Source organism: Deefgea tanakiae (assembly GCF_019665765.1).
In the GTDB taxonomy this organism is placed as follows: domain Bacteria; phylum Pseudomonadota; class Gammaproteobacteria; order Burkholderiales; family Chitinibacteraceae; genus Deefgea; species Deefgea tanakiae.
Genome location: NZ_CP081150.1, coordinates 2,912,382 through 2,927,605, shown reverse-complemented (window position 1 = coordinate 2,927,605; position 15,224 = coordinate 2,912,382). Strand labels below are relative to the sequence as shown.

Annotated in this window: 19 protein-coding genes; 10 read left to right on the top strand and 9 right to left on the bottom strand. The window is 49.7% G+C overall.

Going from position 1 to position 15,224, the window contains the following annotated elements:
* Nucleotides 1-64: 64 nt before the first annotated feature.
* The 4 genes from K4H28_RS13660 to ubiU form a co-directional block, all read right to left on the bottom strand.
* On the bottom strand, nt 65-595 hold the full coding sequence (locus K4H28_RS13660; protein ID WP_221005701.1) for a YfaZ family outer membrane protein: 531 nt from the start codon (nt 593-595) through the stop codon (nt 65-67).
* A gap of 140 nt (nt 596-735) precedes the next feature.
* Nucleotides 736-1,167 (bottom strand): ubiquinone anaerobic biosynthesis accessory factor UbiT, encoded by a 432-nt coding sequence (gene ubiT, locus K4H28_RS13655; RefSeq protein ID WP_221005700.1) that lies wholly within the window; start codon nt 1,165-1,167, stop codon nt 736-738.
* Complete coding sequence (locus K4H28_RS13650; RefSeq protein ID WP_221005699.1) at nt 1,164-2,048, bottom strand: U32 family peptidase; 885 nt, start codon at nt 2,046-2,048, stop codon at nt 1,164-1,166. Before K4H28_RS13650 ends, ubiT begins: the two co-directional genes overlap by 4 nt.
* Before the next feature lie 169 nt (nt 2,049-2,217).
* The gene (ubiU, locus tag K4H28_RS13645) at nt 2,218-3,231 is read right to left on the bottom strand and encodes a ubiquinone anaerobic biosynthesis protein UbiU (RefSeq protein ID WP_221005698.1); all 1,014 of its coding nucleotides are present in this window, start codon (nt 3,229-3,231) and stop codon (nt 2,218-2,220) included.
* A 181-nt stretch (nt 3,232-3,412) separates the two neighbouring features.
* Between ubiU and gnd the strand changes: the two genes are divergently transcribed.
* Complete coding sequence (gene gnd, locus K4H28_RS13640; RefSeq protein WP_221005697.1) at nt 3,413-4,324, top strand: phosphogluconate dehydrogenase (NAD(+)-dependent, decarboxylating); 912 nt, start codon at nt 3,413-3,415, stop codon at nt 4,322-4,324.
* Nucleotides 4,325-4,426: 102 nt separating this feature from the next.
* Here gnd and K4H28_RS13635 read toward each other — a convergent pair whose 3' ends face one another.
* Nucleotides 4,427-4,756 (bottom strand): zinc ribbon domain-containing protein YjdM, encoded by a 330-nt coding sequence (locus K4H28_RS13635; protein WP_221005696.1) that lies wholly within the window; start codon nt 4,754-4,756, stop codon nt 4,427-4,429.
* A 173-nt stretch (nt 4,757-4,929) separates the two neighbouring features.
* Here K4H28_RS13635 and K4H28_RS13630 point away from each other — a divergent pair, with 173 nt between their 5' ends.
* Nucleotides 4,930-5,469, top strand: coding sequence for a DUF1523 family protein (locus tag K4H28_RS13630; protein WP_221005695.1), 540 nt, complete (start codon nt 4,930-4,932; stop codon nt 5,467-5,469).
* 231 nt (nt 5,470-5,700) lie between these two features.
* Nucleotides 5,701-6,546, top strand: coding sequence for a hypothetical protein (locus tag K4H28_RS13625; RefSeq protein ID WP_221005694.1), 846 nt, complete (start codon nt 5,701-5,703; stop codon nt 6,544-6,546).
* Nucleotides 6,547-6,663: 117 nt separating this feature from the next.
* On the opposite strand, the gene K4H28_RS13620 is transcribed toward K4H28_RS13625, so the two are convergent.
* The 4 genes from K4H28_RS13620 to K4H28_RS13605 all read right to left on the bottom strand — a co-directional run bounded on the left by K4H28_RS13620 (nt 6,664) and on the right by K4H28_RS13605 (nt 9,416).
* Nucleotides 6,664-7,176 (bottom strand): hypothetical protein, encoded by a 513-nt coding sequence (locus tag K4H28_RS13620; RefSeq protein WP_221005693.1) that lies wholly within the window; start codon nt 7,174-7,176, stop codon nt 6,664-6,666.
* Nucleotides 7,161-8,195: a dihydroorotase gene (gene pyrC, locus K4H28_RS13615; RefSeq protein ID WP_221008061.1), complete on the bottom strand. Its 1,035-nt coding sequence runs from the start codon at nt 8,193-8,195 to the stop codon at nt 7,161-7,163. Before pyrC ends, K4H28_RS13620 begins: the two co-directional genes overlap by 16 nt.
* A 71-nt stretch (nt 8,196-8,266) precedes the next feature.
* Nucleotides 8,267-8,512 carry a sulfurtransferase TusA family protein gene (locus K4H28_RS13610; RefSeq protein ID WP_221005692.1) on the bottom strand — a complete coding sequence of 82 codons (246 nt, stop codon included), beginning with the start codon at nt 8,510-8,512 and terminating at the stop codon, nt 8,267-8,269.
* A gap of 97 nt (nt 8,513-8,609) precedes the next feature.
* The gene (locus K4H28_RS13605; RefSeq protein WP_221005691.1) at nt 8,610-9,416 is read right to left on the bottom strand and encodes a substrate-binding periplasmic protein; all 807 of its coding nucleotides are present in this window, start codon (nt 9,414-9,416) and stop codon (nt 8,610-8,612) included.
* Between the two features lie 86 nt (nt 9,417-9,502).
* On the opposite strand from K4H28_RS13605, the gene K4H28_RS13600 reads away from it, so the two are divergent.
* From K4H28_RS13600 to K4H28_RS13570, 7 genes are all read left to right on the top strand, one after another.
* Nucleotides 9,503-10,756, top strand: a complete 1,254-nt coding sequence (locus K4H28_RS13600; protein WP_221005690.1) for a hypothetical protein — start codon at nt 9,503-9,505, stop codon at nt 10,754-10,756.
* A 7-nt stretch (nt 10,757-10,763) separates the two neighbouring features.
* Nucleotides 10,764-11,180, top strand: a complete 417-nt coding sequence (locus tag K4H28_RS13595; RefSeq protein ID WP_221005689.1) for a type 2 periplasmic-binding domain-containing protein — start codon at nt 10,764-10,766, stop codon at nt 11,178-11,180.
* 136 nt (nt 11,181-11,316) lie between these two features.
* Entirely contained in the window at nt 11,317-11,586 is a 270-nt protein-coding gene (locus tag K4H28_RS13590) for a PepSY domain-containing protein (RefSeq protein WP_221005688.1), read from the top strand.
* A 76-nt stretch (nt 11,587-11,662) separates the two neighbouring features.
* On the top strand, nt 11,663-12,229 hold the full coding sequence (locus tag K4H28_RS13585; RefSeq protein WP_221005687.1) for a cytochrome b/b6 domain-containing protein: 567 nt from the start codon (nt 11,663-11,665) through the stop codon (nt 12,227-12,229).
* Complete coding sequence (locus tag K4H28_RS13580; protein WP_221005686.1) at nt 12,229-12,891, top strand: response regulator; 663 nt, start codon at nt 12,229-12,231, stop codon at nt 12,889-12,891. Before K4H28_RS13585 ends, K4H28_RS13580 begins: the two co-directional genes overlap by 1 nt.
* Complete coding sequence (locus K4H28_RS13575; RefSeq protein WP_221005685.1) at nt 12,888-14,207, top strand: ATP-binding protein; 1,320 nt, start codon at nt 12,888-12,890, stop codon at nt 14,205-14,207. The genes K4H28_RS13580 and K4H28_RS13575 overlap by 4 nt, the downstream gene beginning before the upstream one ends.
* Nucleotides 14,204-15,217, top strand: coding sequence for a cation diffusion facilitator family transporter (locus K4H28_RS13570; protein ID WP_221005684.1), 1,014 nt, complete (start codon nt 14,204-14,206; stop codon nt 15,215-15,217). The genes K4H28_RS13575 and K4H28_RS13570 overlap by 4 nt, the downstream gene beginning before the upstream one ends.
* Nucleotides 15,218-15,224 lie beyond the last annotated feature (7 nt).

Below are 15,224 nucleotides of genomic sequence, written 5' to 3'. Positions count from 1 at the left end.
GAGGGGCCGTTTTTTATTGCAATATTAAAGCGCTGAATTAATCACAGGCCAAATCAAATTTGATTTAGAAATTAAAACCCACAGCCGCATACAAGCCATCGGCCACCGTACGCGTATAGTGCGAATCAAATTCAGCTTGGCTGTAGCGATAGCCAAGGTCAATTGAAAGCGGCTTGCTAATGTTAAATCGAACGCCAGCAGCGGCATCAACATAACTTGTTAAATTACCCGAGGCCGCAAATTCAGGGGCCCAATATGCACTACCGTATAGCGCAAATTGTGACGTGAGGGGAATTGCTAAGTCGCCACCAAAAGACATGGCATACTCAGTTTCTTGGTATCTAAAATCAAGGAAATTAACTTTTGCCCCTACGGTAAGCGTGTTTGAACCTAGAGCAATATTTTTACCAAGGCCAATATTTGCAATCGTGTCTTCGTGATCAAAGTTATGCACCAAATCGGCACTCAGTTTGAGTTGATTGAGGTCATGACTGTAGTGCACACCAAAATACTCATTACCAATTGAGCTTGAAAGCTCACTTGCATGTGCGCCAACAGAAAGAACTAAGGCACAGGCCATGATTGAAAAACGCATAAAAACCGTATCCAGCAGATGAATGGGACGCTAGCTTACGAGCCTTTTGCTGTAAGCGGCTATGTAAAAATATACATAGGTGTGATCCCTTCCAATTGACGCCCCAATCAATTGGCCTAAGCGTTAAGCGACTAAAACACTTATTCACCCCAAGCTTGCCGCAATGGCTTGGGAAAAATTTTGAATAGTGGCGCAAAGTCAGTGGCATCCATCAAATTCTTCAGCGTTAAACCCAACTCGGTGTCGCCGGTAATGCTCAAGCGGCGCTGAAAAAACAGCGTATCCGGGTCCTCTTGCCGACGCGCAATCAACCAATAATCGGCCAAGCTCGCTGTTAAAGTCACATCTGCTGGCGCATCGCCACAAACAAAGCGGCCGTTTTGGTAGCTCAAGGTGATGCCAAAATCAAAATCGGTCACTGCCATCCGTACTTGGCGACCTTCCCACCACGAAAAGTCTTCTTCGGGCCAAAGTTGTTTTTGCACTAGATTTAAGCCGGTCACCACCGCGAACGCGGGCGGTGTTTCAGGCAGGGCTTGTAGTAACTTCAGCAGTGGCGTTGGTAGTTTCATGCGATTTCCTCTAAACGAATTCCGGCTTCACCGTGCCAATAACCATTGACCAAGCCTTCGGGATTGAACCGCGCCCAATCGACAGCACTTGCCGTTGGCCCAGTGAGTTGTGCAGCGTAGGCGGCTATAATGTCAGCGGTGAACTGCGCTTGCGGGCTAATCCGCAAATGGCTCACACCTAAAGCACGCACACTGGCTAGATCATTAATTAAGGCATGACAAGCCGCCGATTGCGTTTGAATACCATTCAGACGCAAAAAAGGCTGACCTTCACGGGTATTGAGCAATTGACCATCCGCATGCTCAAGACACTTAAATTCACAAGCATCTTTGCTCAAATCATAATGACGAGCAGTAAAGCAACGCGCCGAAAACGCCAGCGGCAAACGACCATGCGCGAAGACTTCGGTTTGAATCGGCTGCGTGGCCTCCAGCAAAGTGGCCGCGATACTGGCTTGACTCGCCTCCAACGGCGGCAGCCAACGAGTCGCCCCTGCTTGTTGGTGCCAATCGAGCGTTGCGCCGTTGTAAATATTTAGATGCGTGCCCGCAACATAAGGAATCTGCAAATCACGCGCGATTTTGACTGCGCCCAAATCATTGGCTTCTAAAATCCCGCCCTCACTCGCAAAGCGGCGCAAAGACGATAAATCCGAGCTGGATTCAAGCAGCGCTTGCGAACAATAAACGATGTTCTTACCGGCTTGGCGCAGCTCGCTACCGAGCGCCAACCAATCGGCAGTCCGCAATTCATGCCGCCGCGCACAGACGACTTCGCCCAAGTAAATCGTTTCGACATCCCAATCGGCAGCCGCCGCATAAAAATCTAGCGTGGCTTGCCGTGACCAGTAATACAGCAAGGGGCCTAGGGTGAGTTGCATATTCTTTCCCGATAAATTCAAAACTTAAACCTTAAAAGCTGAAGTCCACGAAAAACACGAAAAACACGAAAGGCACGAACAACTTGCTTAGTACGTCGCCGCAGAATTTCAAACGCATACTGGCTTGGTTTTATTTCTTGCCTTTCGTGTTTTTCGTGGACAAATGGTTTTACCGCCACGGGCGGCTATACGCGCCCAGTGTTTGTTGGTGGCCTTCGGAAACTTTGCCCAGCGCCTGTTGCCAGGCAGGGTTGACTGAATAACGCGGGTCGCTCGCCGCATCGATCGCGGCGCGCAAGGTCGCGGTCACTTCGCCGACATACGCGGGGCTGCGTTGCCGACCTTCAACCTTGATCGCTTTGACGCCGATTCGCATCAGCTCGGGCAGAACTGACAGCGCATTTAGGCTAGTTGGCTCTTCCATTGCATAGTAGGTATCGCCATCAACTTCAAATCGACCTTTGCATAGCGTTGGATACCCTGCCGGCTCGCCCTTTTCAAAATGATCGATCAAAATGCCATTTAAGCGAGTATCTAGGGTATCGCCCTTGGGTAGCCATTGAACATGGCTTGCTGGTGAACACACCCCATGGGTATTTGGCGATTCGCCGGTGGCGTAGCTCGATAGAATGCAGCGGCCTTCGGCCATCACACAGAGGCTACCAAAGCCAAACACTTCGATTTCGACCTTGGTGTTTTTGATGACGTATTCAATTTGCGGCAAGGTCAACACGCGCGGCAATACGGCGCGGCTCACGCCAAAGTGTTCGTAAGCCAGATTAACCGCTTCAAAGTTGGTTGCAGAGCCTTGCACTGATAAATGGCGGCGCAAATTCGGATGGCGGCGCGTGGCGTATTCGAGCAAACCCAAATCCGCCAAAATAACGGCATTGGCGCCTAAATCAGCGGCCGCATCGATGGAGCGATGCCATTCGGCCGTTCGCCCTGCTTGCGGATAGGTATTAATGGCAATGAGAACTTCCCGAGCTTGGGATTGTGCATATTCAATTCCCGTTTTAAGCTGGGAGTCGGTAAAATTAAGGCCTGCAAAGTTGCGCGCATTGGTGGCATTCTTAAAACCAAGGTAAACCGCATCAGCGCCGGCATTAATGGCTGCTTTTAAGGCAGGTAAACTGCCCGCAGGGCAAATTAATTGCGGCAATTGTGGGGCTAAAGAGGGCATAATAGCGCGACCAAATAAATAATTTGGGCTAGCTTAGGCCTTCGGCGAGTCCAAAACTTTAATACAAATCAAAAAAAAGCCTGCATAGTGCTTCGGTGGTAGGCGTAATACCGATAAAAGCACCTGCTTTTCGCTTAATACGCATCGTATTGGGCGGGGCAAAACCTACAAGGAAATGAGCATGAATATCGCAATGATCGGTTTGGGCAAAATGGGCGGCAATATGGCGCGTCGTCTCTCTCGCGGTGGTGCGAACGTTTTTGGCTTTGATGTAAGCGCAGAAACTCGTAACCAACTGGCGTCTGAGGAAGCCAATTTTCAAGCTTTTGCCAGCGTACCTGAATTGATCGCTGCGCTTCCAACGCCACGCGTGGTGTGGTTGATGTTGCCATCCGGCGATATCTCTGAAGCCGCTTTTACCGAAATGAAATCTTTGTTGGCACCGGGTGACTTGATCATCGACGGCGCAAACGCGATGTACAAAGACAGCCAACGCCACGGAGCTGAACTTTCAGCACTGAACATCAAGTTCGTTGACGCAGGTGTTTCTGGCGGTGTTTGGGGCTTGCAAAACGGTTATTGCTTGATGTTTGGTGGCGATCAAGACGCCGCAGACATCGCAAAGCCATTCATGAAAATCTTGGCTCCGGGCGCAGATCGCGGCTGGACGCACACAGGTCCTGCTGGCTCTGGCCACTACACCAAGATGCTACACAACGGTATCGAATACGGCATGATGCAAGCGTTTGCTGAAGGCTTTGCGATGTTGAAAGCGAAAAAAGAATTTGATTTGGACGTAGCTGAAATCGCTGAAACTTGGCGCCACAGCTCAGTCGTGCGCTCATGGTTGCTCGACTTGGTGGCTGAATCATTCTCGCATGACGTTGAACTAGCTGATCTGAACGCCTACGTACCTGATTCAGGCGAAGGCCGCTGGTCGGTGCTGGAATCGGTTGAGCTGGGCGTTCCTGCGCCAGTGATGGCAACCAGCTTGTACGCGCGCTTTGCCTCTCGCGGCAATGATGATTACGCGATGAAAATGTTGTCACTGATGCGTAATGCCTTTGGCGGCCACGCGATGTCAAAGAAATAAGCGACCACGCAAAGTCGAAAAAGTAATCTAACGTTTCAATAAAAAATGCCCGCTACATCGTTTGATGTGCGGGCATTTTTTATTGCCGTTATTGATTCGAGATTAAGCCTTTTTCAAGAAACAGGCCTTTAGCATCATCTGACCTAGATCTGTCCTGCAATCCACTTCGTGATCGCCATCGACAATCCGAATGCCTTTGATTTTGGTGCCGACTTTCAAAGTACTCGAAGTGCCCTTCACTTTCAAATCTTTAACGACCACCACCGTATCACCATCTTGCAGCACATTGCCGTTTGCGTCTTTAACGATACGCACATCGCTTTCTTCTTCAGCCACGACCATCGGCCATTCAAAACCACAGTCCGCGCAGACGTAGTTTTCACCATCGGGATAGGTATTTTCAAGAGTGCACTGTGGGCAAGCGTTTGACATTGTGAATCCAAAGTGAGGGTAGAACTGCTGGAGTATACCAGTACAAATCATAGGGGCTTTAGCATTACGTATTTTTACTACCGATTCCCGACCCAATCAAGCAAGTACTTACGCCTGTAGTAGGACTCTGGTATAAAACAACTCAGCAAAATAATCAGACCTATGGAATGACCATGCACAAGCTCAGAAAACCACTGTTTATCCTATTGGCGCTACTGGCCATCATCGGCACCGTCACGCTGGATTTTTTCTTGCCTGAAAAATCGATTACCACGATTACGGGTGTAGAGGTCAAACTCACTGACAAAGATGGCCCGATTAGTAAAGCCAATCCGAGCGATGGCCCAACGGTGGATGTGTATTACATCTATACCAATCATTCGACCGATATTATTCGCGTCTACAAAAACATCGATACAGGCTGGGGCTGGCCGTATTACTTCAAGTTTAATTCTGCCGATTTGCAAGCCAAAGCCAAAACGCTGGAATTTGACAAGAAAACCGCGCTGATTACGTCTTACGGTTGGCGTTTTGATGTGATGTCTTGGTTCCCGAATGTCGTCAATATCGAGATCGCCGAGCCCGATAGCACGACGTGGAGTTTCTGGCGCTGGCTGGGGTTTAGCATTTGGGGTTTGTTGCTACTCGTTTTAGCAATTGGCGCGTATAGGATTACGCGCATTAAAAACAAAGCGCCCGAGAGCAATACCTAATTTTTTGAGTTGTAATATTATCAGGCGGATGGCCGACAAAAATCGGCCAAACCGCTGAGTAAGCATCATCTCATGCACGTCATGACACCAAATTATCACACCCACCTCAACGCTTTAGATATCACGCCATACTGCTCCCACAATGTCACTCGTGTTTTGAAATGTGATTATTAACTTCAAACTTCCACGATAATTGCCGATAAGTTAGGTATCTCGCGGGAGTCCCTTTGAATGAATTCCATCAAGTTTCAACCCTCACTACTTCTGCCTAGTTTAGCTCGACCACGTTTGGATGAGGCCCAAGCGGATAAAAAATCCGAGCCTAAAAATATTGGACTCGATTTTTTCAAACAAATGCAAAGCCAAAAAACAGAAATGGTCAGTAGTCGCAAACAAGCAGCGCAAGCGCGCATGGCGCAACTCAAAGCCCAAATTGAAAATGCGCTGCGCTTTGCTCATATCGGCAGCGGCAATCCGCGCATGGTTGCACAATTAGCAAAAGAGCTTAAAGCTTTAGTGGCGCAATACGGTGGCTCGTCGGGAAGTGTTGGCAACATGGTCATGCCGACCGTCAATGGCGAGCAAGGCAATACCGCGCAAGCCACGGCAGCTACCGAGCAGGGCGCGGAACAAAGTGTCGATGTGGCCCAAATGGCCGAAGCCGCGCAAGTCGCCGCCGAAGCAACTACAGCAGCAGCCAGCGCAGAGGATGCCGTAGCGCAAGATCAGGCGGAGGAAAAGACTAAAGATCAATTAGAAAATAATGCGACAACGCCAAATACTTCGCGCCAAGGTGATGCCGGTGACAAAGCTTTTTTTGCTCTCGCCAAAGAACTTGCACAAAAGCTCAAGCTATTACTGGCGATTGAAAATCAAAAAATTAAAACTGAAGCCGATCAAAAAGACGCCAAAATCGCGAAAAAAGAGATTGAAGCCGTCGGCGAGGCGATTGAAAAAGCCGAAATCAGCGTCGCCAACGAACACGCGGAAATCACAACAATGAATGCCAGCGCTAGCTACGACGCCGGCGGAGGCATCAGTAGTAGCACGGAAAGCAGTATGTCGACGTTTGCTTAATCAATAAGCTTAGCAGGGATCACAGGACAGCAAGCACCAGCGTATATCTTTGTAGGGCATATTTAATAATGTCTATACAGCAATACATATAAAAAGACCTGCTACAGATCACGAACATTACTGCCCGTCGTCCTCTGGCACATTAATGGGTAAACCCGTCGCGAGTGACAAAGCAGCAGCAATCGCCTTCGCTTTTTCAATATTGGCTGCCGTCGCCGAGAAATTGGCAAACGCAAAACGCTCGCCATTGTCATCCGACCCCGACACCATCACCCAAACCGTGTCATTCCGAAAGAGATTTGGGTCTTGCTCGTAGTGAATCTCTGTGAACGCACTGAGCGGCGTGGATTTTTTCCACAGCACCAGCAGGCCCAGCAAAACAAATCGCCGCTCAAACAGGCCGTTTTCAAAGCGCTGTTCACTCGGTAAAGCCCAAAACAGCACGATGCCAGCCAAAATCGAGTAGTAAAACAGGCCAAAAAAGTGATTTTCAAACTGATCGGACTGAATCAGCGGCAAGCCCCAGTACCCTGCAGCCAGCATCACCAAACCCGCCGTCCACCACGCCACGGTAAACGCGCCGCGATGGATGACGGTCGTACGCCCCTCGGCCATCAAACGAGTTTCCACTGCACCAACTCACCGGCGCGAAGCGGTACCACCACGCTATCGGCAAACTGATATTCAGCAGGCACAACCCAGCTTTCTTTGACCAAAGTGACTTTTTCGCTGCTGACTGGCAAACCGTAAAACGCAGGGCCGTTCAAGCTGGCAAAGGCTTCGAGCTGATCGAGCTTGCCGGCCAAATCAAAGACTTCAGCGTAGAGCGGCAAGGCAGCGTGCGCTGTGTACATCCCCGCGCAGCCGCAGCTGGTTTCTTTTGCGCCTTTGGCGTGTGGCGCGCTGTCGGTGCCGAGGAAGAATTTCTTGCTGCCACTAGTGACAGCTTCAACCAAAGCTTTGCGATGCAATTCGCGTTTGAGCACCGGCAAGCAATATAGATGCGGGCGAATACCGCCTACGAGCATCGCGTTACGATTCATCAGTAAGTGATGCGCGGTTACGGTGGCGGCGACATTATCGGCACTGCTCAAGACAAAATCAGCCGCGTCTTTGGTGGTGATGTGTTCAAAAACGACTTTCAGATTTGGGAACTTGGCCAATAGTGGCAGCATCACGCGGTCGATAAACACAGCTTCACGGTCAAAAATATCGATTTCCGCATCGACCACTTCGCCATGCACCAAAAATGGCAGACTGACTTCGGCCATTTTTTCAATCGCTGGCAGCACATTATTTACATTGGTACAGCCGGCATCGGAATTGGTCGTCGCGCCAGCAGGGTAGAGCTTCACGCCGTGCACGAAGCCGCTGTTTTTTGCAGCAACAATGTCCTCTGGCGTGGTGTTATCAGTGAGGTAAAGCGTCATCAAAGGCTGGAACGACATGCCTGCTGGCAATGCAGCCATAATGCGATCACGGTATTCGCCCGCCAAGGTCACATTGGTTACTGGCGGCTTTAAATTCGGCATCACAATCGCGCGGCCAAACTCACGTGCGGTATGTGGCAACACGCTGGCCAAACCCGCGCCATCGCGCAGGTGCAAATGCCAATCATCAGGGCGAGCAATTGTAATACTTTGAGTCATCATGAATTCCTTTATGGGTATTGCCATCTAGCGACTTTAAATCAATGGCTGGCATCATATACATCAACAATTTAGTCTGGACGTTTCTTAATCAAGAATAAAAACTTCGCGTCTTCATTCCATTGCTCAATCAGCTCATGCCCTGTTTGGCGGCAAAAAGCGGCGAAATCGGTCGGCGTGGCTGGATCGGTGCATGTGACTTGCAATACTTCGCCACCCGCCATCGTTGCCAAGGCTTTTTTGGTGCGCAAAATCGGTAGTGGACAATTGAGTCCCGATAAATCGGCAATTTGTTGGGGGGCAAGGCGGGCAGTCATGGCACAATCCAAACGGGCAAAGTGCCATTGTAACAAGGCTGCTCAATCACCGCTGCATACCTCGTCGACAAAAAAGTGGGTAACTCAGAAAATCATGCTATTGCTTAGGGCGCGGACTAGCGCTGGCAACAGGAGCAGCAATCAAGTAGTGCACCAGCGCCCGCTGGATCTGTTTTGTTCGAATCAGCTCAGCAATCGCCAAATTAAATTGCGCAAGCAAGGCCTCACCCTCAGCAGTGCGTCGGCTAATGGCAAAATGCAAACCCACGGGGAACTCTTCTGGTAACGGCCGCTGCTGAAGTTGGCCCAATTCAGTCGCGATCGTGGCATTTTGTTGACCGAGCATCGTGACCACTTCACGTTTCTCGATGAACAAATCGCAATAACCGGCCTTGGTTTTGCGCACTAAGGCCAGTAAATCTTTGGCTCCGCTGTCGACTTTAACATTGTTAATCCCATAGCTTTCATAACGTACGCCCATCGAACTGCAGAGCTTGTACTTTTTAAGCAGTTCCAAATCGTAAATTTCTAAGCCTTTTGGAAAACGCTGTGGTGAAAAATAGTAAACACTATGCACCACAGTAAACGGCTCGGTAATCCAAAAAGGTTTCGGATCAATCTGTGCGGTTGGCACATTCAGCACGAGGTCAATTTCGCCCTCTTCCGCCATTTTTAGACAACGCAGCCATGGATAACGCTCGATTTTCGGCATCACTTGGCCATTTTTTTCCAGCACTTTCGCCAAAACATCAATGCTTAAGCCACCTGCTCCGCGCCGACTCTCTGTCGATAAATAGGGCGGCTGGTCAACATCGCTGGCGCAGGCACGCAGCTGCGCTTGTGCGCCAGCCATTGCGCCCAAGATCACCATACCAAACACTCGTTGAATGTGAGTTCGCAGCATGAAATTCAACCAAAAAGCAGAGCAAGCCTCCATTAGATAGTTTATACCCAAGATATCTAATCTGCATTTCCAAGTTGATTTATTCTATGCCAGCAATGCGTATTTTCCTTTGTTGCTATTTTCTATGTGCCCCAGCCATTGCATTAGAAGTAGATGATTGGTTACAAATCAATGGCTTTGGCACCTTGGGGGCGTTTCACGGCGATGATTCGGTCGCCACCGTACGGGTCGACCCACGACAAAAATATGGTGCACAAAATGAAACTCGCTTTGATGGTGACAGTCAGCTCTCCTTACAGGCAATCGTCAATCCGCGCGGAGTCGTCAAAGGCGTGGTGCAACTACTGAGCAAACAAGATTATCAAGGCAGCCAAGCGCCACAAATCGAATGGGCTTATCTCAGCTGGGATGCATCACCTGAGCTAAATATCAAACTGGGCCGAACCATAGCGCCCGTGTTGCTGATGTCGGATTACCGCAATGTGTTTTATGCGCAAACGATGGTGCGACCACCGCCCGAAGTCTACAACGTCAATAGCATTTCAAATCTGGATGGTATTTCAGCCTCTTGGTCACGCAATTTGGGGGAGGGTGAACTCACACTAGAGACCTATCTTGGCACCACGTCCATCGATTTCAATGCAGGTAGTAGCGACATCCACCAGATGTTCGGGCTATCGGCACTGTGGTCTGAAGGCCCCTACAAAGTCCGCTTGGGTTATAGCTACAATAATGCAACGTTTAACTCTGTGACAGGCAAGAAAGCCTCCCAAGCCATCGCAACGCTACCGGTCAGCCAGTGCAGCAATTGCCAGACCGAGATCGATACCCGTGTTAAATTCGACCGAATCAGCAATCACATCACCACGCTAGCGGTGGTGTATGACCATGAGCAATGGTTGACTCAAGCTGAGTTGGTTTATCGTCAGAGTCAAAGTATTACGGTTGGAGATGTCGTAGCAGGGTACGCCATGCTCGGATATCGATACGGTGATTTCACGCCCTATCTGGCACTCGCCGCAACGCATATCCGCGACGATGAAATGAATTTACAAGCTGGTTCTCTAGCAACGCCAGCGATCAAAACTCAGCTCAATTATCTCAACCAAAGTCGCTTTGGCCGCGGTCTTGGTGATCACAGCACATTCACCGCAGGCCTGCGCTGGGATGTTGGCAAGAATATCGCCCTAAAAACCCAAATTGATTACGTCAATTATCGCTCCTCGGACATTGGCTCGAGTGGCGGCTTAGCCAGCTTTCCGACCTCATTGTTGGGCACACCTAATGGCTTTGATGGCAGCTTGATGATCTACACCCTTAATCTTGATTTTGTATTTTAGGTGCATCATGAAATTCACTCATTTTCTATTCACCATTGCATTCACTGCGTCCTCTTTGGTGAGTGCCGAAGTCGTGGTGGTCATGGGTACGGGCAGTACAGTGCCCAACCTCAGCCGTGAACAGGTCAGCAACATCTACCTTAGTAAAACCCGACAATTTCCCAACGGCGGTACACCTGTTCCGCTCATACTGGCACAAGGTAATAACAATGATGAATTTTTTACCAAAGTGCTCAATCGCAGTGATGCACAAGCCCGCGCTTACTGGGCTAGGCTAACTTTTACGGGGAAAGGCATCGCACCACGTGAACTGAAAGACAGCAATGAAATAAAACAAACACTCAGTAGCAATCCGTATGCGATTGGCTTTGTGCAAAAAAGTGAAGCCGATTCCAACGTCGTGAAAATCGTCCTAACGCCATAAATAGCGCAGCATATCCAGCTCACTGAGCAACACCTCCTCACCCCCTTATTTGATTTCTACATCAGGCTTCATTTTCACTTAATTCTGATCTGTTCCAATGCATGCGTTGTCTCAACAAACCACTTGGAGCAAGACCATGAAATTACTTACATTATTTGCCGTCGCAACGATTGCGGCTTCTTCATTGAGCTTTGCAGGCGCCAAATGTACCGCCCACCCGAAAGCCGAATGGCTTAAGCAATCTGACGCTTTAGCGAAGATCGAAGCGATGGGTTACAAGGTCAAAAAATTCAAAACCTCGGGCGAGTGCTACGAAATTTATGGCCACAACAAAGACGGCAAAAAAGTGGAAGTGTATTTCGACCCTAAAACGCTAGATATTGTTAAATCTGAAATTGATGACTAATCACCAATGATGTATTTCGCTGTAGGCATTATTAAACAATGACTACAGCGCAATACCTATAGGAGCCAATGGCATCATGAATCAGATCAAAGTATGGGATCCGATGGTTCGCTTGCTGCACTGGGGCTTGGCGATTGCGGTATTAGGCAATTTTATTAACGAAGAAGGAGATTGGCTGCATCGCTGGGAAGGCTATGCCGCTTTGGCGATTGTGGGCAGTCGGATAATTTGGGGCTTCATAGGCAGCAAACATGCGCGCTTTAGCGACTGGTTTCCTACCCCAAGCCGAGTTTTCAATTATGTTCGCGCGCAATTGCGCGGCGAGCATCCGCGCTATCTCGGACACAATCCGGCTGGCGCCATCATGATGCTGTTTTTATTGTGCATGGTCATAGCCATGGGTACGACTGGCTATATGATGGGAACCGATGCTTTTTTTGGTGAAGAATGGCTGGAGGAGTTACACGAAATCCTCGCCTATACTTTACTCGCTGGTGTGGGCTTGCATGTGGCTGCTGCGATTTTTGAAAGCTGGCGGCATAAAGAAAATCTGCCCGTAGCCATGCTACATGGGTATAAGCGTGCAAACGAATATCCAAAAGACATAGATCTCAATGCCCACTCTGTTTCGGATCATAGTTAATGCGTATTTTATTGGTCGAAGACGATCTCTTGCTCGGTGAAGGCATACAAGATGGGCTGGTTGATGCCGGTTTTGTTGTCGACTGGTTGCACGACGGCGAAGCCGGGCGCAGCGCGCTGCAAACCGAGCACAGTTTTGATTTAGTGGTACTCGATATCGCGATGCCGCGCCTCACCGGCATGGAATTACTGGCATGGATTCGCCGTCATTTGGGCGATTTGCCGGTACTGCTACTCACCGCCAGAGATTCTATCGAGGATCGTATCAAAGGCCTGGATGCAGGAGCTGATGATTACTTAATCAAGCCCTTTGCCTTGGGTGAGTTGATTGCCCGCATCCATGCGCTGCTGCGCCGCGCACAGGGACGAAGCGAAAATAGCCTGACTTGGCAAAACATTCAGCTCGACCCCATCCACAAAACCGCCAGCCAGCATGGGCAAACGCTTGATTTAACCGCGATGGAATTTAAATTACTCCATCTACTGATGGCCAATTATCCGCATTACTTATCACGCGGCCAGTTCGATGAAAAACTCTATGGCTGGCAAGGCGATATTGAGAGCAACACGCTCGATGTGCATCTTTCGCATTTACGCAAAAAACTCGGCCGTGAAGTGATTCGTAATGTGCGTAATTTAGGCTGGCGCTTGGAGTCCGATTGATTAAACGCATTCAACATTGGCTACATCACTCGCTGGTCAGCCGCCTCACCTTACTGGTTTCGCTCGCCACTTTGTGTGCGTGGATTGTCTTTAGTGTCGTTTTACTACACGAGGCGCGCAAAGAAACGGCGGAAGTACTTGATCGCCAACTCACCGCCTACGCCGATATGTTGTGGCAAAACTTAGGCGATGAAGATGATTTAAAACCAGCACTGTATAAAAATCGAGATAAACACGTGGTGCTAGGTTTTAGCTTGCGCGATCGTGAAGGCGGCGAAGTCATTAGCAGTCTAGCAACGGCTTTTCCGGTGCAACCCGCAGCCAGTCGATACCCTTATTTAATCCAACACCAAGGACATGCTTGGCAAATCACGGTGCGACAAGACGATGAACGGCAACTCATCGTGGGCGAACCACAGCGCAATCAATTAAAAATTGCTCATGAACTCAGCGAGCATTTAGGCGAAACCGCAATGTGGGCGTTTTTGTTGCTGCTGCCTTTGCTATTGTTGGCCATTCGCCAAGGACTGAAACCGCTCAAGTTGGTGACTGCCGAACTCGCCGAACGCGAACCGAATAATCTCAATCCGCTTGAGATTGCGGTGCCTTGTGAAATCACACCGCTGCGCGATCGACTGAACACCTTATTTGCCCAAGTCAGCAACACCTTGGCACGTGAGCGGCGCTTTACTGCCGATGCAGCACATGAATTACGCACGCCGCTGGCAGGACTACGCGTGCAAATTGAACTGGCTCAGAATAGTCCACGCGCAGAAATTCGTGAAAAAGCACTCGGCAAAGCGCTAGCCGGCGTGGATCGAACGACACGACTTGTGACTCAACTGTTGGCTCTGTCACGTCTTGAGCATGGCGAACAGCTTGAGTTTGAGGCGATCTCTTTGCCCGACTTAGCCAGAACCGCGCTCATCGAAGCAGATTTACCCATCGATGATGGACATTTGATTGTCGATCAAGCGACTCCAATGCGTGGGCAACCGATTTTATTGGGTTTATTGCTGAGAAATGTACTCGATAATGCAAGACATTACGCGGGAAAAGCTGCAAGCATTCAAATTCAGATCAACGGGGTGCGACTCCGCGTCACTGACGATGGCCCTGGCGTTAGCGAGGCCGATTTAACTCGTCTGGGTGAGCGCTTTTATCGCCCGCCGGGCCAAGCACAGCCCGGCGTGGGTCTAGGGCTTTCTATCGTTCGTCGCATCGCCGATCTGCACGGCGCCAAATTACAGTTAAGCAATCTGCCTGAAGGTGGATTTTGTGTTGAAGTGATCTTTAATCTGGACCTCCCATCATGAGTTACGCACCACATACGAATCACCAACATCCAGAAGGTGAGCAACACCCGCATCCGCACGATAGACCGCATGGGCACAATGCCAAGCACGACCATCGCAACGACCACAGTCACCACCATCACGACCATGGCGTACCCACCTCACAAAAACGCCTGATTTTTGCGCTGGTAGTTACCTTTGGCTTTGCCTTCATCGAATTGGCTGGCGGTATTTGGTCTGGTTCATTGGCCTTGATTTCTGATGCGGGTCATATGATGACCGACAGCGCGGCCTTACTGCTGGCGCTGATTGCCAATGTCATTGGTCAGCGCCCCGCGAATGCCGGTAAATCCTATGGTTACGCCCGTGCCGAATTAATTGGCGCGCTGGTTAATAGCCTGACGATGATTGCCTTGGTGGTGTGGATTATCGTCGAGGCCGTACAGCGCCTACTGCACCCAGAGCCTGTCAATGGTATGGGGGTGATGGTGATTGCCGTGATTGGCCTGCTGGTGAATGTGTTTTCCGCTTGGCAGCTATCGCACGATCATGACAACCTCAATAGCCGCGCGGCACTGATCCATGTGCTGGGTGATTTATTGGGCTCAGTCGCCGCGATTGCTGCTGGCGCGGTGATTTATTTCACTGGCTGGATGCCGATTGATCCGATCTTGTCGATTGCTGTTTCGCTACTGATTTTGCGTTCAACTTGGAATTTACTCCGCCAATCCACCCATCTACTGATGGAGGGCGTGCCTGACGGCATTGATCTGATCCAAGTAGGCGAGCGCCTCGCTGCCGTACCTGGCATTGTCGAAGTGCATGATTTGCATGTTTGGAGCATTGGCAGCAAGCGCAAAGCCTTGTCGGCACACTTAATAATTAGTGAACCACTGGCTTGGCCTAGCTTGATTTTGCAGCTCAATCAAATGCTAGAAAATGATTACGGCATTGATCATGTGACATTGCAACCGGCGTGGTTGAGTGAACGAGATGGTAAAATCGTACCTATTCACCGTATCGAGCATTGAGCCAGTC

What these genes read in the sequence shown, in the direction of transcription:
- K4H28_RS13660 (WP_221005701.1), bottom strand. Translation starts at nt 595, where the DNA reads ATGCGTTTTTCAATCATGGCCTGTGCCTTAGTTCTTTCTGTTGGCGCA.
- ubiT (WP_221005700.1), bottom strand. Translation starts at nt 1,167, where the DNA reads ATGAAACTACCAACGCCACTGCTGAAGTTACTACAAGCCCTGCCTGAA.
- K4H28_RS13650 (WP_221005699.1), bottom strand. Translation starts at nt 2,048, where the DNA reads ATGCAACTCACCCTAGGCCCCTTGCTGTATTACTGGTCACGGCAAGCC.
- ubiU (WP_221005698.1), bottom strand. Translation starts at nt 3,231, where the DNA reads ATGCCCTCTTTAGCCCCACAATTGCCGCAATTAATTTGCCCTGCGGGC.
- gnd (WP_221005697.1), top strand. Translation starts at nt 3,413, where the DNA reads ATGAATATCGCAATGATCGGTTTGGGCAAAATGGGCGGCAATATGGCG.
- K4H28_RS13635 (WP_221005696.1), bottom strand. Translation starts at nt 4,756, where the DNA reads ATGTCAAACGCTTGCCCACAGTGCACTCTTGAAAATACCTATCCCGAT.
- K4H28_RS13630 (WP_221005695.1), top strand. Translation starts at nt 4,930, where the DNA reads ATGCACAAGCTCAGAAAACCACTGTTTATCCTATTGGCGCTACTGGCC.
- K4H28_RS13625 (WP_221005694.1), top strand. Translation starts at nt 5,701, where the DNA reads ATGAATTCCATCAAGTTTCAACCCTCACTACTTCTGCCTAGTTTAGCT.
- pyrC (WP_221008061.1), bottom strand. Translation starts at nt 8,195, where the DNA reads ATGACTCAAAGTATTACAATTGCTCGCCCTGATGATTGGCATTTGCAC.
- K4H28_RS13610 (WP_221005692.1), bottom strand. Translation starts at nt 8,512, where the DNA reads ATGACTGCCCGCCTTGCCCCCCAACAAATTGCCGATTTATCGGGACTC.
- K4H28_RS13605 (WP_221005691.1), bottom strand. Translation starts at nt 9,416, where the DNA reads ATGCTGCGAACTCACATTCAACGAGTGTTTGGTATGGTGATCTTGGGC.
- K4H28_RS13600 (WP_221005690.1), top strand. Translation starts at nt 9,503, where the DNA reads ATGCCAGCAATGCGTATTTTCCTTTGTTGCTATTTTCTATGTGCCCCA.
- K4H28_RS13595 (WP_221005689.1), top strand. Translation starts at nt 10,764, where the DNA reads ATGAAATTCACTCATTTTCTATTCACCATTGCATTCACTGCGTCCTCT.
- K4H28_RS13590 (WP_221005688.1), top strand. Translation starts at nt 11,317, where the DNA reads ATGAAATTACTTACATTATTTGCCGTCGCAACGATTGCGGCTTCTTCA.
- K4H28_RS13585 (WP_221005687.1), top strand. Translation starts at nt 11,663, where the DNA reads ATGAATCAGATCAAAGTATGGGATCCGATGGTTCGCTTGCTGCACTGG.
- K4H28_RS13580 (WP_221005686.1), top strand. Translation starts at nt 12,229, where the DNA reads ATGCGTATTTTATTGGTCGAAGACGATCTCTTGCTCGGTGAAGGCATA.
- K4H28_RS13570 (WP_221005684.1), top strand. Translation starts at nt 14,204, where the DNA reads ATGAGTTACGCACCACATACGAATCACCAACATCCAGAAGGTGAGCAA.